This is a genomic window from Enterococcus salsurae, from assembly GCF_054784955.1.
In genome coordinates this window covers 222,334-238,416 of the sequence record NZ_BAAHWY010000001.1, presented here as the reverse complement: position 1 = coordinate 238,416, position 16,083 = coordinate 222,334, and the positions used below count along the sequence as shown (strand labels likewise).

The following is a 16,083-nucleotide window of genomic DNA, read 5'->3' as shown; positions in this document are numbered from 1 at the left end:
GGCATGGCAAAGCGCGGAGCGTACATTGCACCTAACAGAGAAAAAAAGACAGTATTCTAATAAAAAATACTTGTGTTTTCTGCAAATATTTGTATACTGGAAAAGGTGAAATTAAACATGGAGTTTACTTATAGCAAACTTTTTTGCAAAGGTGTACCTGTTTAGGAGGAGAAGCCTATGGAAATTGGCGATAAGCTGCGTAATCTGCGAATCCAAAAAAATCTAACTCAGGAAGAGCTAGGGGAACGTACCGACTTGACGAAAGGGTATCTTTCTCAGCTCGAGCGAGATTTAAGCTCGCCATCAATGGAAACTTTTTTTACAATATTGGAAGTCTTGGGTGTAACGCCGGAAGAGTTTTTCCGAGAAGATCAAGCCCATCACCAAATCGTTTATCGTGATGAAGACAGTACCCGTTATGTTGATGAAGAAAATGGCTATGAACTCAAGTGGCTGATTTCTGATTCCAACGAAAAAGAGATGGAACCGATCCTCTTGACCTTCGAAAAAGAAGGCGAGTACAAAACGTTTGAACCATCGTTAGCAGAAACATTTATCTATGTGTTAGATGGCACCATCGCATTGACTTTGGGGGATACACAATACAAAGCCCGCAAAGGACAATCGGTCTATTATCAGGCCACAGAACCGCATCAATTAAAAAATATCGGGCGCCAAAAAAGCCGTGTGCTAGTTGTCGTCACGGATTCTTATTTATAAGTACAGGGGGAAGAAGTGTGGGAAAAACAATTATTTCATTCAACAATGTCGTGAAGCGTTTTGATGATGAAACAGTGTTGAAAAGTGTTGATTTTGATATAGAAGAAGGGCGTTTTTATACGTTGCTAGGCCCTTCCGGTTGTGGGAAAACAACGATTTTACGAATCATTGCCGGGTTCACAGAAGCGACGGAAGGCGATGTTTATTTCGATGGGCAACGCATCAATGATGTGCCGGCAAATCAGCGCCAAGTCAATACGGTCTTTCAGGATTATGCGCTATTTCCGCATATGAATGTTTTTGAAAATGTGGCATTTGGTTTGCGGATCAAAAAACTGCCTAAAGATGAAATCAAGCAAAAAGTCTTAGATGCCTTGCGTCTGGTCCAGCTGCCAGGATACGAAAATCGTGAGATCAGCGAAATGTCTGGTGGTCAGCGGCAACGGGTAGCGATTGCTCGGGCAATCGTCAATGAACCAAAAGTCTTGCTGTTGGATGAACCTTTATCGGCATTGGACTTGAAATTGCGGACAGACATGCAATATGAATTGCGGGAATTGCAGCAGCGCTTGGGCATCACGTTTATTTTTGTCACCCACGACCAAGAAGAAGCATTGGCGATGAGTGATGAGATCTTTGTCATGAACAAAGGGAAAATCGTGCAAAGTGGTACGCCAGTTGATATTTATGACGAACCAATCAATCACTTTGTAGCGGATTTCGTTGGCGAAAGCAATATTGTCAATGGCACGATGATCGAAGACAATATCGTGGAATTTGTGGGTAAGCGATTTGAGTGTGTGGATGGCGGGATGCGGCCGAATGAAGCTGTTGAGATCGTGATCCGTCCAGAAGACTTGAGTTTGACAACGTTGGATAAAGGCAAGTTAGTGGTGGAAGTTGATACCCAACTGTTCCGTGGTGTCCACTATGAAATTATTTGTTATGATGAGCAAGGCAATGAATGGATGGTCCATTCCACACGTAAAGCTGTTGAAGGCAGCAAAATCGGCTTGTCCTTTGAGCCTGAGGATATCCATGTCATGCGGTTCAATGAGTCTGAAGAAGACTTTGATGCACGTTTAGAAAGCTACGAAGATTAGGAGGGAAGCACATTGGCGAAAATGCGTCGTTTTTATGCGATACCCTATATCTTTTGGTTATTGCTATTTGTCATCGCACCAGTATTATTGATCATTTATCAATCCTTTTTTGATATGAATGGCCATTTTTCACTGGTCAATTATCAAAGTTACTTAGGTTCAGGGAAATACCTGATCATGACACTGAACTCGGTCTGGTATGCGTTTTTGATCACAGTGATCACCTTGGTCATCAGTTATCCAACAGCCTATTTCTTGACCAAGTTGCGACACAAAGATTTATGGTTGTTACTGATCATTTTACCGACTTGGGTCAATTTATTGTTGAAAGCTTATGCCTTCATTGGGATCTTTGGGATCCATGGCAGTGTCAATAACTTCTTGGAAATCATGGGCGTCGGGCCTAAGCAGATCCTGTTTACTGATTTCAGCTTCTTGACGGTGGCAGTCTATATCGAACTGCCGTTTATGATCATGCCAATCTTCAACGCGTTAGAAGAATTGAATCCTTCTTTGATCAGTGCCAGTCGTGATCTAGGCGCGAATAGTTTTGAAACTTTCCGTCGGGTCATTTTCCCATTGTCGCTGAATGGGGTCAAAAGTGGCGTGCAAGCCGTCTTTATTCCATCTCTTTCCTTGTTTATGTTGACACGTCTGATTGGTGGTAATCGTGTGATCACATTAGGTACAGCCATTGAGCAGCACTTCCTTGTGACACAAAACTGGGGAATGGGCTCCACGATTGGCGTGATCTTGATTATTGCAATGTTTATCGTGATGTTGCTGACAGGTGAGAAAAAGAAAGGGGGGCAACGTAAATGAGAAAATTTCGCTGGTCGAATCTGTATTTGATCCTGGTGTTTATTTTATTGTATGTGCCGATTTTCTATTTGATTTTCTATTCCTTCAATGATGGCGGAACGATGAACGAATTTACTGGGTTTACATTTGAACATTACCAGTCCGTTTTTCAAGATACCCGGTTGATGATCATTGTGTTGAATACCTTTATGTTGGCTTTCTTGTCGGCTTTATTGGCTACAGCCATTGGTACCTTTGGGGCAATGGGCATTTACTATACAAAAAAACGTCGGACGCGGACAGCCTTATTGAGCTTGAATAATATCTTGTTGGTATCTCCAGATGTCATCATCGGTGCTAGTTTTTTGATTTTCTTTACAATGGTTGGCAGTTTATTCCGCGGGTTCAGTTTGGGATTCTTTAGTGTTCTACTGTCCCATGTGGCTTTCAGTATTCCAATCGTTGTTTTGATGGTCCTGCCGAAATTGCAAGAAATGAATGATTCGATGATCGATGCCGCCCGTGATTTAGGCGCCAACAATTTGCAAGTCATCAAAAATATCATTTTGCCTTTCTTAACACCAGGAATCATTGCTGGGTACTTTATGGCATTTACGTATTCATTAGACGACTTTGCGGTGACCTTCTTCGTCACAGGCAACGGCTTCAGCACATTGTCCGTTGAAATCTATTCCCGGGCTCGACAAGGCATCAGTTTGGAGATCAATGCATTAAGCACGCTGGTCTTCTTGTTCTCAATGATTCTCGTGGTTGGTTATTACTTTATCAGTAAAGAAAACGTCTCGAAAAAATTGCGGAAAAACCGCCGGAATCAAGTGGAGGTGGCAAATCTGCGATGAAACGACTACAATCTTTGCTTATCGGCATTGTTGCGATCGTCCTTATTTTGCTCTTCGGTGTCCGTGAACTAGAACATTCTTCTGGCATGGCGGGGGCCAAAGTCTTGAATATCTACAACTGGGGCGATTACATCGATCCGGATCTATTGACCAAATTTGAAGAAGAAACAGGCTATAAAGTCAATTATGAAACCTTTGATTCAAACGAAGCCATGTTCACGAAGATCCAACAAGGCGGTACTTCGTATGATATTGCGATTCCTAGTGAATACATGATTCAAAAGATGATGGAAGAAGATTTGTTGAAACCATTGGATCACAACAAAATCAAAGGCTTAGATAATATTGACGCCCGTTTCTTAGACCTTAGTTTCGATCCAGGTAATCAATATTCGATCCCGTACTTTTGGGGAACTTTAGGGATCGTGTACAATGACAAGTTCTTTGATGAAGGTGAGATCACTGAATGGGATGATCTTTGGAAGCCAGAGTTGAAAGACAGTATCATGTTGATCGATGGCGCACGAGAAGTCATTGGATTGGGATTAGACAGTCTAGGGTATTCTTTGAATAGTAAGAATGATACTGAATTGCAAGAGGCCTTCAATAAATTGCGAGAAATGACGCCAAATATCAAAGCCATCGTAGCTGATGAAATCAAGATGTACATGGCCAATGAAGAAGCGTCTGTGGCTGTGACTTTCTCAGGAGAAGCAGCCGATATGATGTACGAAAACGAGCATATCCATTATGTGATCCCTTCGGAAGGCTCAAATCTGTGGTTTGACAATATGGTCATTCCAAAAACATCGCAAAATGAGGAAGGTGCCTATGCCTTCTTGAATTTCATGTTGGAACCAGAGAATGCTGCGCAAAATGCGGAGTACATTGGCTATTCAACACCAAATGAAGCCGCAATGGCCTTGTTGCCAGATGAAATCACGGAAGATGAACAATTCTATCCGTCAGATGAACTGATGCAGCACTTGGAGGTCTATGAGAATCTAGGGTCTGAGTATTTGGGTATCTATAATGATTTATTTTTGGAGTTGAAGATGTATCGGAAGTAATCAGTTGGCAAGAAAAGGTATTCTTACCTCTAGTCTTATTCTAATTTAGCTAAGATTTATCTAGAAAAAATAAAGGCAACAAAGCTCGCATTTAACGCTAGCTTTGTTGCCTTTTTATATGGATTAGTGGAATAGTTATCATAAAAAATATATCATAATATACCAAATAGTTAATAATAAAAAAGACGGAAGATACATATGAGTATGATAGAAGATGATAGAGGAAGGTTATATTTGGGTTTAAGCTGATTATAATGTCTTCTATTATAAATACTCATTTAATTGATGAATTTGCTTTGAGATATATTCAATAAAATGTAAAACTGGAATTTGAGTAGTCGCAGTAACGTGGATTTGTTGAGTTCGCTCAGAAATCATAAATTCTTCATGAGGAACATAGTAGGTTAAGGAGACGTCCGACATTTTCGCCATTGTATTATTTTTATTGTTCGTTATAGAAATAATGGTCGCTTTTAATAATTTAAAACGAGTTAAGCGATTGATGACGCTTTTGGTTTCACCCGACACAGAGAGCGCGATAATGACTGTATCATGAAAATCATCTTCAGGTATTGAATAGTATGGTGTATCGATATACTGAGCAGATTTACCCATACTGGAAAGATAGAGTGCACCATATTTTGCTAGCACACCTGATGGACCAGCACCAATAAACATCACTTTTCGCGATTGATGAACTATACGAATGACGTTATTTATGCTCTCTTTTAATGTTTTATTTTGATCATACATTTTAAAATATTGAATAATTGGTTGTGCTGCTGTTGTCTTCGTGTTTGCTTGTTTCTTCGTATGTTCTTTAAATTTTGACTTAAAATCAGCCCACCCGTCGCAATCCATTTTTTTACAAAAATTAAGGATGACTGTTGTTGATACATGTGCTTCATCAGCCAATGTTCTTATTTTCATATGAATAATTTGCTTTTCTAGGCTTAAAATCGTGCTGTACACAATAAATTCTAAATCGTTTAACTGTTGGATCCGTTCGTAAGTAAATAACAAATTCCTTCCTCCTTTCTTGAAAATGAAAGCGGTTGTTTTTTCGATTATAGCAAAATATTGATGATAGTGTCTATAAATCCTTGAAGTATCGTCATTTCTCTATTTATATGTAGTAGCTCGTTTTTTCATTTGTTTTTTGGTCAAAAACAGGTTTTTTACTGAGCTAGAACCATTGTTGCTGTATGTCTACTCTGATACATTTTGCTTATAAAGGTGAAGGAGGAATTTGATGAAAAGTCAGAGAGCGGTATTGAAAGAAGGATTTTTATGGGGAAACTCTGTCTCGAGTATGCAGACAGAAGGCGCATGGAATGAGGGTGGAAAAGGGCGTTCAGTTTATGATGTGAGAGAAGCGACCGAATTTGCTTCTGATTGGAAAGTGGCAACGGATAGTTATCATCGGTATAAGGAAGATTTTGATCTAATGCAAGAAATGGGCATGAACTGTTATCGGTTTCAAATATCGTGGAGTCGCGTGAATCCTCGGGGAGATGGGGGATTTAATGAAGAAGGTATTGCTTTTTATGATCAGTTTATTGATGAGCTGATCAACCGAGGAATTGAACCTTGTATTTGTTTGTATCATTTTGATATGCCGTTACACTTGGCCGAGACATACAATGGTTTTTTGGATAGACATGTTGTAGACGCTTTTGTGCGATATGGGAAAGAAATGGTGAAACGTTTTGGACACAAGGTGAAATATTGGCTGACTTTGAATGAGCAAAATTTATACAGTACAACGAAAGCGTTTAAATATAGTGGGTATCTTAAAGGGGAACAAACCCTTGAGGAGTTATATACGATTAGTCATCATGTGATGATGTCTCATGTACTTTTTTCAAATTATGTAAAAGCAAATTTTCCAGATTGTTTAGTCGGTGGAATGTTGACATATATGGAGTTTTATCCATTAACGTCAAAACCGGAAGATGTTTTTGCAACCCGGCAATTAGATGAATTCTTGAATCATAACTTACTGGAGGTGTTTGTAAATGGTTTTTATTCTAAAGAAGTAGTGGCATTTATGGAAAATGCGGGTCTATTACACATTTTACGAGAAGGAGATTTAGCTGAACTCGCAAAAACAAAAAATGATTTTTTAGCGTTTAGTTATTATGCTTCACATACGGTAGATGCCAGTCTGATTCCAGATAATACGCCTGTCAATTACTATTGGGAAAAAGGATATGCCCAAAATCCGTATTTAGAAGCGTCAAAAGATTGGGGCTGGCAAATTGACCCACTTGGCTTGAGAAACATATTGGCAAAAATGAGTAACCGATATAAGATGCCGCTTTTTATCAATGAAAATGGGATTGGTGTCAAAGAATATTGGGATGGTATAAACGAAATTCAAGACGATTATCGAATCGACTATCATAAAATTCATATACAGGCGATGAAGGACGCCGTTGCATATGATGGCGTAGAATTGCTTGGGTACTTGGGATGGGGATTGATTGATATTTTAAGTTCACAAGGTGACATGAGAAAAAGGTACGGCATGGTTTATGTGAATAGAGAAAATCATGATTTAAAAGATCTAAGACGCATTCCTAAGAAAAGTTTTTATTGGATGAAAAACACGATTGAAAGTAATGGGGAAGAACTTTAAAGATATGAGATAGAAAGGGAGAAAGAAATGGAAGAGAATAAATATTTAGATAAATTCACAGTCGTTGCCGCTAAGTTCGGTAATCAAGTGCACTTACGTTCACTTCGAGATGCTTTCGCTATACTCATGCCCTTCTTTATTTTGGCAGGCATGGCTGTTTTGATCAATAATGTTGTCTTTCCATGGTTCTGGCAAGAAGATAGTCTATGGACTGCTCAATATTGGGGGAAGATGGTAACGAACGGAACTTTGAATATATCCAGTATCTTACTAGCGCCAATGATTGCATATTGTTTGTCAAAGAATAAAGACTTTAAAAATCCGATTGCAGCTACAGGCTTGGCGCTTTCGGTATTGGTCGTAATCATGCCTTTTGCAACGACAGTTACACCAATTGATGCTGAATCTGCAGTGGATGTCATTGGTATCATGCGATTTAGCGACTTAGGAACACAAGGGATGTTCGCAGGTATCATCGTTGGCTTGCTTTCAACTGAATTATTTATCAGAATATCAGCCATTAAACAACTGGAAATTAACCTAGGAGATGATATTCCACCAGCAGTTGGAAAATCATTTAATGTGTTGATTCCTGTAATGTTAGTTGTTTCAATTTTTGCCGGCTTCTCTTTAATTTTATTAACAGTCTTTGATACCAATCTATTGGATCTAGTTGCTAAATTTATTCAGGAACCACTACGCGGCATCAATACTTCATTATGGGGCGCGATATTGATATACAGTATTGGGAATTTCCTGTTTACATTAGGAATCCACCAAACCATTGTTAATGGTGTTTTATTAATGCCTGTTGCTTTGATCAATATGAATGAAAATATGTTGGCACTTCAAAATGGAGCAGAAATACCCAATATTATAACTAATGTATTTATACCGACTTTTGGCATGATCGGTGGAATCGGGAGTACAATTTCGTTGATTTTGGCCACAATTATTTTTGGGAAACATCGTGCAACCAAAAGTGTGGCTAAATTAGGAACAGCTCCGGGAATTTTTAATATTAATGAACCGGTGATTTTTGGTTACCCTATCGTATTTAACCTGCCACTAATGATCCCATTCGTACTATTACCTTCTTTGGGATTGATTATCGCTTATTATGCGACTGCTTTAGGTCTTATGAATCATACAGTTGTTTTGATTCCTTGGACAACACCACCATTGCTCAGTGGGTTTTTAGCAACCGGTGGAGATTGGAGAGCGGTTATTGTTCAATTAATCATTATTATAATGGGTGTGTTCATTTATTTGCCATTTATGAAGATCAGTGAAAGAACTGCATTGAAGATGATGAATATGAATTAATGAAGTATTTTTGGAATTGAAGATGTATCGGAAGTAAGGCAAACGCGAAAGATATTGGTGTAGATCAGTAGCTTTCGCGTTTTTGGATACGTATCACAAAAATGACGTCCTGATCATATGGTATCTTTTTTTTTATATTAATGAATATATAGTTAAGTAATTGGAGAAAGAGGGGATTATTGAAAGAAGTGAAAAATGAAATTTTGGTAACTGGTACGTTAAATATAGATATTTAGTATTGAAAACTTGTTTTTTTGTGGGCACTTGATTTTTGAGATAATATAGTTAGAATTTTTATAACAAGTATCAGATGATGGTACTGGTTTTATTGTTTAATTCTATAAATTGCAACAAGTAAACAATTTTGTTTCAAAGTTGCTGCAAAGAAATGTAATATTCAATATTTGGTTATCTGTTTATAATAAAAACGTATAATGGTCCTTTTTATATAAAGGATATATCTTTATGGCTGACTATCAATTCAATAAATATAGTAGTCTGTTAGTTTTATTTTTCCAAACTATAAGGAATAAAAAAATGCATTGACGTGGTAAAATAGTTGTTACTAATGATTTTGTGAAAATGGCATTGATGTTTTAGATACATAAAATTTTACTTTTTAAGGAGCCAACATGAAAGCTGTTTTTTTCGACCTTGATGATACACTTTATGATCAGTTACAGCCTTTTTCTCAAGCCTATCATGATCATTTCGCCTTATACGACATCCCAATCCCCGCACTTTATCAACGAAGCCGTGTCCATAGTGATACAGTATTCCATGACACCGAAGCGGGGACGATCAGTGTTTCTGATATGCACCATTACCGTATTCAGCAAGCAATGGCTGATTTTGGTTATCAAATCACTTCGACCGAAGCTGCGGCGTTTCAAAAAAGCTATTTTGCGTATCAACAAAAAATCACGCTGCTTGATGATGTACGAGCAACATTAGACTTGTGTTATCGGTCAAATATAACGATGGGGATCATAACGAATGGACCTAGTGCCCACCAGCGTATGAAAATCAAACAACTAGCGCTTCAACAATGGATTCCAGAGAACCGCATCTTTATTTCATCAGAACAAGGGATTGCCAAACCGAATAAGAAGCTATTTTTAAAGGCTGCTAGGGATATTCAAGCTTCGCCAAATGAGTTACTGTATGTTGGTGATTCATACCAAAATGATATTATGGGCGCAAAAGCTGCAGGATGGCAGGTGATTTGGCTCAATAGACGTCAGAACGTGCTGCCGGAGAATCAACTCTTGCCCGATATGATTGTCGAACCGCAAGACAGCTTACTTGAAAAAATGATGGCTATACTCTCTCATTAAAAAATCGGTTTTTCGATAGCGTAATAAGTGTTGGCCTGTTTTTCAACCCATCACTTGTACTAAAATCAGATTAGAAGATGGTTTTATTTGAGGAACAATAGGAAACTTTGTCCTATTTTCTTTTTGCTGATAATGGTGGCGTTTATTCTACACGCTACACCAGAGGTAAGTCGTGGGCTTGGGTAAGATGGGTGAAGTGGCATTGATAAAGAAATATGCTGTAAATTGTTCGTAAAATATAGTACAATATTTACAGGAGGATGATGATTATGATGAACATTAAGCCTGTATCTGATTTGCGTAACTATAACCAAGTTTTGAACGAAGTTACCAATGACCAACCAGTATTCTTAACGAAAAATGGAAGAGGGAAATATGTTGTAATTGATATTGAAGATTATGATCGATTAAAAGCAAGTTTAGAAATTTTGGAACAACTGAAAAAAGCTGAAACAAGTGAAACTGTAGATCTTTCAATTGCTAGAACGAGATTTCATATATGAACTACCAAGTAAAATTAACGAATGACTTGTTAGAGGATTTGGATCAACTGTCTGATTATTTAATAAATGAGTTTTCAAAATCTGTATCACAGAAAATATTAGTGTCACTATTTGATCATTTTGATTCTTTAGGTGAATTTCCATACAAAGGTAAAGAAGCAACAACATTGATGTATACTTTCAGTGGGTATAGATATTTACCATTGAAACAAAATGTTGTGTTTTATACGATTGACGAAGAAAATCAAACAGTTACATTATTACGATTGTATTCTGTTACAGAAGATCCTATACGAAAATTTAAAAGATATTTAGAATAAATGACCCACTATATAGCAAATACACGAATCTTTGAAATATGCTACTACATAAGTCCTTATAAGTCCTTAAAAATAGCGCATGAAATGACGAAAAAACACCCCTTGTTAAATTCATTTAACTTGAATTCAGCAAGGGGTGTTTTTTGTTTTAATTTATGGGGTCAATGCCGTGCTGTATTTTATTTGATCGTCTCACTGTGGACAGTGCATTTTATCTGTCGCAACAATGCCTCTTTATCTTCCTCTGCTGCAAAAGAATGCTGCACCGCAAGTGTCAGCATGTCTTGCATTTCATGGATCGTTAGATCACAGTGCTGCACCATTTGCCAGTATTCATTGGTCAGCGTTGTATTGGATACTGTTCGATTATCTGTATTTAAGCAAAAAGGCATCTTGCTTTCAATCCACTGCCGCAAAGGGTAGTCAGCATAGGATTCGATCATTTTGGTATGGAGGTTGCTTGTTGGACAGCCTTCTACCAATCGATCGTGTTGGCGGACAAAGGCTTGTGCAACGAAATCATCTTTCATTGCAATACCGTGACCGATGCGCTGTGCACCGCTCTCGATGGCTTGATAGACATTTTGGACACAGCCGCATTCACCAGCATGAAGGGTCAACTGTATCTGTTGCTGATCAATCAGCACTTGGTAGCTTTCAGCCAATGAAGGGACATACCCATCGTCTTCTGGACCAGCCAAATCAATACCAACGACCTTTGGTTCGTCTGCTGCTAGCGCCTCTTTGAATATCGTGGAGATATCTGTAAGTGCTTCTTGACGCATGCCGATCACCAGTATATTGCCCTTGATGGGAAAAGTCTCTTCTGCTTGAGCGATCCCTTTTGCGACAGCTTTGATGGTTTGGATACAAGTCAACCCTTCATCCATTGATAGACTGGGTGCAAAACGAATCTCAATATAGGCGACGCCATCTTCAGCGGCTTGTTCCATGACATCGTAGGCAGCCATTGATAAGGCTTCTTCGCTTTGCAGGTAGGGACGTACAAAATCAAAGCAACGAAGGTAATCGACTAAGTGGTCACATCTTTCTGGGGCGCGCATGTTGCGACTGACCTCAGCTAGATCTTGTGCAATGGGTAGTCCTTGTTGATTGGCAATGTTTATCATCGTTTGAGGGCGGATTGATCCGTCCAGATGGCAATGTAATTCTATTTTAGGAAATTGTTGGATGTGGTCTTTGGTTAGCACGTTGTTCCTCCTAGCAGCAATTTTTTTAAGTATGAATATAGCATAATTCGCTTTTGTCTGCTAGCACAAAAAGAAAATTCTCATAATCAACAAAAAAACAGTTGTTTTCCCGAATGTTATTAGGGAAAACAACCGTTTTGTTAATGGAATGGTTAATTACAGTCCACGAAAGGCGTATATTGTAAGGCTAAATCTTTCGCAGCCTCTTTTAACGTGAAATGTCCCTTATAGGCAATGATGCCTTTTGCTAACGCAAGATTGTTTTGCAATGCGTTGTTGGGATCACTAGCCAATTCTCTTGCGAAAGGCAATGTAGCAATACTCAGCGCGACTGTTGCTGTTTGCGGAACGGCGCCAGGCATATTCGCGACTGCATAGTGGATCACGTCTTCGCGGATATACGTCGGATCATCATGAGTGGTAACTTTGTCTTCTGTTTCAAAGATGCCACCTTGATCGATGGCAATATCTACGATCACCGATTGTTTTGGCATGCTTTTGACCATCTCAGTAGTGACCAAACAAGGTGCTTTTTGCCCAGGTAGGAGTACAGCACCAATTGCGAGATCGGTGGTTTTTAAGGCAGTTTCGATATTCAAACGATTGGAATAAAGGGTTTGGATTTGACCTGCAAATTGACGATCCAATACTTGCAAACGAGGAATTGAGACATCCAAAATGGTCACTTGTGCGCCGAGACCAACCGCAACTTTTGCTGCATTCTCACCTGCCACACCACCACCAATGATCGTGACACGGCCTTGACGGACGCCTGGAACACCTGAAAGTAAAATGCCTTTGCCTCCATAGATTTTTTCTAAAAATTGGGCACCTATTTGAACAGACATTCGACCGGCGATCTCACTCATAGGTGAAAGAAGCGGTAAGGTGCCGTCAGTTAATTGAACATTCTCATAGGCGATGGCGGTGACTTTGGCAGATAGTAGTGCTTCTGCTAATGATTTGTTGGCGGCGATGTGGAAATAGGTGAATAAAATCAAGCCTTCGTGAAGGAATGGATACTCTTCAGGCAGCGGTTCTTTTACTTTCATGACCATATCTACAGCCCAGACATCTTCGACGGAAGTGATGGTGGCACCGACGGATTGATAGGCATCATCAGAGAAAGTGGCGCCTTCTCCTGCGCCGGTTTCAACAAGGACTTCATGTCCATCTTTTACCAATTCGTAGACACCGGATGGGGGTAATGCTACGCGATTCTCATTGTTTTTGATTTCTTTTGGCAAACCAATTTTCATACATATCACACCTCTCTGTCACCTATTATAACGAGAAAGCGAATTCTTGTGCTAAAGTATGCGAAAAAAAATATTGTTGTACAAAAAAAGTGCGATTCACCAATAAAGAGGAATCGCACTGAAGTGCAAGGTAGAGCACGTGACTATAACGACAATGCCCAAAAACGAACACTTTGATCCGCGATTTCGTCTAAGGTGAAATAGGTATCATAGTGATACTTTTCTGGAGAATCGTTTGGATCTAGGACGATGACTTGCTCATCTTGAAGACGAGCGAGCACCATGATATGACCAGTTTCTGTGAAGCTGCCTGGACCTACAGAAACAATGACAGGGTGATCAGCAGTTAAATAGCTGGAAACTAGATCAAGATTCGTACCAAGGTCTTGATATTGATAGCCATAGTCTGCAGCATAGTCAGAAAAAATCTGCCATTGCGTCCCTTGTCCCGCGACATAATAATTGTCGCCAGCCCAATCGTTTACTTCTGTCGGCAATACTTCATAGCCGCTGATGGAAGATGCGACCATTGCCAGTGAAGCAATTGCACAGCCATTTTCCGCCATCGTTTGGTTCCCGTCAAGGCCGTAATAGTCATCCGCCCATTGTTCATTTGTCTGCAAATACAAAGGGGTATCAATCCCGTTGTCAGATAAAACCAGCGAGGCCTCATCGTTAAATGCTGCATAATCATCTGCCCAATCTGATTCGACCATGGATACAGATACCATGCTTTCGTCATCATACCCCATATCATATGATTGTACGAAAAACACACCCCGCACAAAAGCTGCAAACAACAAAATAAATCCAATGAACACCAAGCGCGGCTGTCGTTTTCGATACGTTTTGGCCGATAGCATCAAATCTCCTCCTATCTATGTTTTACGTTTTTTCTCTTACTTCCAGTAAAACAAAGGAGGAGAGGGCTGTCATCAGACCAGAGGCGGATTCTAAAGGGATGATTGCGCTTCTTCTAGCGCAATGCTGCTTGCTTCCCAATCTTCCAACAGTTGTTCTTGCTGATGATGGGCAGCTTCCAACTGTTGATTGAAGGTGGTTAGTTTCAAATGGTCATTCAATACTTCTGGTTCGGTCATTGCTTTTTCAATTTCGCTGATCGTCTCTTCGATGGTTGCCAAGTCGCTTTCGATCTGATCGACTTTACGTTGTAAGGTGCGAACGGTTTTTTGCTGTTCTTTACTCTGGACAAAGCTTTTCTTGCCAGCAGACTGTTGTTTTTCGGTTGTACTGGTGTCTAATAAAGCGGCGATCTCGGCTTCTTCTAATTTCTTTTCTAGATAGTAATCATAATCTCCTAAGTACAGTTTGCTGCCGCTTTCTGATAGTTCGATGACTTTCGTGGCGATCCGATTGATAAAATAACGGTCATGGGAAACGAAAAACAGTGTGCCTTCATAATCGATCAAGGCATTTTCTAAAACTTCTTTGCTATCGATATCCAAGTGGTTGGTTGGTTCATCTAAAATCAAGAAATTGTCATGGTCCATGGCTAACTTCGCTAGCGCTACGCGCGCTTTCTCACCGCCGCTCAGCAAAGTGATGGGTTTTTCGACATCTTCACCAGAGAAGAGGAAACTGCCTAATATCGAACGAATCTCTACTTCAGGTGTGGTCGGATGTTCGTCCCAAAGTTCATGAAGGATCGTTTTGGTCGAATGCAGATCAGATTGTTTTTGATCATAGTACCCAATGGTGACATTGGCACCTAAATGTACATCCCCTGTGATCAATGGTAATTGATGGATCAATGATTTCAATAAAGTCGATTTGCCGATCCCGTTAGGACCGACCAAAGCGATGGCATCTTTGCGGCGTACGTCCAAATTGATGGGTGCAGACAACACATCTTGTGCGTAACCGATGGCGCCGTCTTCTAACTGCATGACAACATTTCCAGAAGGCTTTTCGATGGAAAAAAGAAAATGGGCTGATTTTTCATCGCCTTGGGGCCGATCGAGGCGTTCCATTTTTTCTAACTGTTTGCGGCGGCTTTGGGCACGCTTGGTCGTAGAGGCGCGAACTAGATTGCGCGCGACAAAGTCTTCTAACTTATTGATTTCGTCTTGTTGCTTCTCGAAAGCTTTCCAATCGCTTTGCAGCTGTTCGGCTTTCAAATCTAGGTAACGACTGTAATTGCCTTTATAATGGCGCATTTTTTGCCGGCTTAGTTCATAGACTTCATTGACGACTTTATCTAAAAAGTAGCGATCGTGAGACACGATCAGTAAAGCACCAGCATATCCTTGCAAGTAAGACTCCAACCACGATAATGTATCAATGTCCAAATGATTGGTTGGTTCATCGAGAATCAGAATGTCTGGCTTTTGCAAGAGCATTTTGGCTAACGCCAGACGGGTTTTCTGGCCGCCGGAAAGTGTGTCGATTGATTGTGTATAAAAGGAAGGATCGAATTGAAATCCATGCAACACTGAACGAATCTCATTTTCGTACCCATAGCCGTTCTTCTCCGCGAATTCATGTTGCAATTGGTCGTATTCTTTTAGTAAAGAAGACATGTCTGTCGCAGGAGCTGCATCTGAAATCGCTTGCTCAAGGCTGCGCATACGCTGCTCCATTTTCCGAACGACCGTGAATGCTTCCAACATTTCTTCCCAAACAGTGGCTTGACTGTTCAGCCCTGTGTCTTGGGCTAAGTACCCCATGGTTGCACTTTTGTTCTTAGCGATCGTTCCTTTGTCAGGACTTTCGATCCCTGCAATGATTTTCAACAGCGTGGATTTGCCAGCACCATTTCGACCTACTAGGGCGATCCGAGATTGCCTGGCGATCTCGAGTTGGATATGTTCAAATAAGACCTCGGCGCCGAATAGACGGGCGATTTGGTTGGCTTGTAATAGAATCATTAATGTCTCATTCCTATCTGTGAGAAGCGAGTGGCTTCAAGGAT

Annotated in this window: 15 protein-coding genes; 10 read left to right on the top strand and 5 right to left on the bottom strand. The window is 40.0% G+C overall.

Annotated elements, in window-relative coordinates; translation table 11 throughout:
- The first annotated feature begins 177 nt into the window (after positions 1–177).
- The 5 genes from ACYVRS_RS01220 to ACYVRS_RS01200 are packed head-to-tail and all read left to right on the top strand — an operon-like array spanning position 178 to position 4,554.
- Entirely contained in the window at positions 178–720 is a 543-nt protein-coding gene (locus ACYVRS_RS01220; protein ID WP_054114429.1) for a helix-turn-helix domain-containing protein, read from the top strand.
- Between the two features lie 17 nt (positions 721–737).
- Entirely contained in the window at positions 738–1,823 is a 1,086-nt protein-coding gene (locus ACYVRS_RS01215) for an ABC transporter ATP-binding protein (RefSeq protein WP_461202219.1), read from the top strand.
- Positions 1,824–1,835: 12 nt separating this feature from the next.
- Complete coding sequence (locus ACYVRS_RS01210; RefSeq protein WP_312499810.1) at positions 1,836–2,645, top strand: ABC transporter permease; 810 nt, start codon at positions 1,836–1,838, stop codon at positions 2,643–2,645.
- On the top strand, positions 2,642–3,484 hold the full coding sequence (locus ACYVRS_RS01205) for an ABC transporter permease (protein WP_054114426.1): 843 nt from the start codon (positions 2,642–2,644) through the stop codon (positions 3,482–3,484). Before ACYVRS_RS01210 ends, ACYVRS_RS01205 begins: the two co-directional genes overlap by 4 nt.
- Positions 3,481–4,554, top strand: a complete 1,074-nt coding sequence (locus ACYVRS_RS01200; protein ID WP_313538819.1) for an ABC transporter substrate-binding protein — start codon at positions 3,481–3,483, stop codon at positions 4,552–4,554. Before ACYVRS_RS01205 ends, ACYVRS_RS01200 begins: the two co-directional genes overlap by 4 nt.
- 264 nt (positions 4,555–4,818) lie before the next feature.
- On the opposite strand, the gene ACYVRS_RS01195 is transcribed toward ACYVRS_RS01200, so the two are convergent.
- Positions 4,819–5,577 carry a MurR/RpiR family transcriptional regulator gene (locus ACYVRS_RS01195; protein WP_461202217.1) on the bottom strand — a complete coding sequence of 253 codons (759 nt, stop codon included), beginning with the start codon at positions 5,575–5,577 and terminating at the stop codon, positions 4,819–4,821.
- Between the two features lie 229 nt (positions 5,578–5,806).
- Here ACYVRS_RS01195 and ACYVRS_RS01190 point away from each other — a divergent pair, with 229 nt between their 5' ends.
- From ACYVRS_RS01190 to ACYVRS_RS01170, 5 genes are all read left to right on the top strand, one after another.
- On the top strand, positions 5,807–7,195 hold the full coding sequence (locus ACYVRS_RS01190; protein ID WP_461202215.1) for a glycoside hydrolase family 1 protein: 1,389 nt from the start codon (positions 5,807–5,809) through the stop codon (positions 7,193–7,195).
- A gap of 27 nt (positions 7,196–7,222) precedes the next feature.
- Positions 7,223–8,521, top strand: coding sequence for a PTS sugar transporter subunit IIC (locus ACYVRS_RS01185; protein WP_461202213.1), 1,299 nt, complete (start codon positions 7,223–7,225; stop codon positions 8,519–8,521).
- Positions 8,522–9,153: 632 nt separating this feature from the next.
- Positions 9,154–9,858, top strand: a complete 705-nt coding sequence (locus ACYVRS_RS01180; RefSeq protein ID WP_313540387.1) for an HAD family hydrolase — start codon at positions 9,154–9,156, stop codon at positions 9,856–9,858.
- A 269-nt stretch (positions 9,859–10,127) separates the two neighbouring features.
- Positions 10,128–10,361: a type II toxin-antitoxin system prevent-host-death family antitoxin gene (locus ACYVRS_RS01175; RefSeq protein WP_461202211.1), complete on the top strand. Its 234-nt coding sequence runs from the start codon at positions 10,128–10,130 to the stop codon at positions 10,359–10,361.
- Positions 10,358–10,681 (top strand): type II toxin-antitoxin system RelE/ParE family toxin, encoded by a 324-nt coding sequence (locus ACYVRS_RS01170; RefSeq protein WP_461202209.1) that lies wholly within the window; start codon positions 10,358–10,360, stop codon positions 10,679–10,681. The genes ACYVRS_RS01175 and ACYVRS_RS01170 overlap by 4 nt, the downstream gene beginning before the upstream one ends.
- Positions 10,682–10,860: 179 nt before the next feature.
- On the opposite strand, the gene add is transcribed toward ACYVRS_RS01170, so the two are convergent.
- The 4 genes from add to ACYVRS_RS01150 all read right to left on the bottom strand — a co-directional run bounded on the left by add (position 10,861) and on the right by ACYVRS_RS01150 (position 16,039).
- On the bottom strand, positions 10,861–11,892 hold the full coding sequence (gene add / locus ACYVRS_RS01165) for an adenosine deaminase (RefSeq protein ID WP_461198127.1): 1,032 nt from the start codon (positions 11,890–11,892) through the stop codon (positions 10,861–10,863).
- A gap of 152 nt (positions 11,893–12,044) precedes the next feature.
- Positions 12,045–13,151, bottom strand: a complete 1,107-nt coding sequence (gene ald, locus ACYVRS_RS01160) for an alanine dehydrogenase (RefSeq protein ID WP_313540381.1) — start codon at positions 13,149–13,151, stop codon at positions 12,045–12,047.
- A gap of 143 nt (positions 13,152–13,294) precedes the next feature.
- Positions 13,295–14,014: a C39 family peptidase gene (locus tag ACYVRS_RS01155; RefSeq protein ID WP_313540378.1), complete on the bottom strand. Its 720-nt coding sequence runs from the start codon at positions 14,012–14,014 to the stop codon at positions 13,295–13,297.
- Positions 14,015–14,104: 90 nt separating this feature from the next.
- The gene (locus ACYVRS_RS01150) at positions 14,105–16,039 is read right to left on the bottom strand and encodes an ABC-F family ATP-binding cassette domain-containing protein (RefSeq protein WP_461202206.1); all 1,935 of its coding nucleotides are present in this window, start codon (positions 16,037–16,039) and stop codon (positions 14,105–14,107) included.
- Between the last annotated feature and the right edge of the window lie 44 nt (positions 16,040–16,083).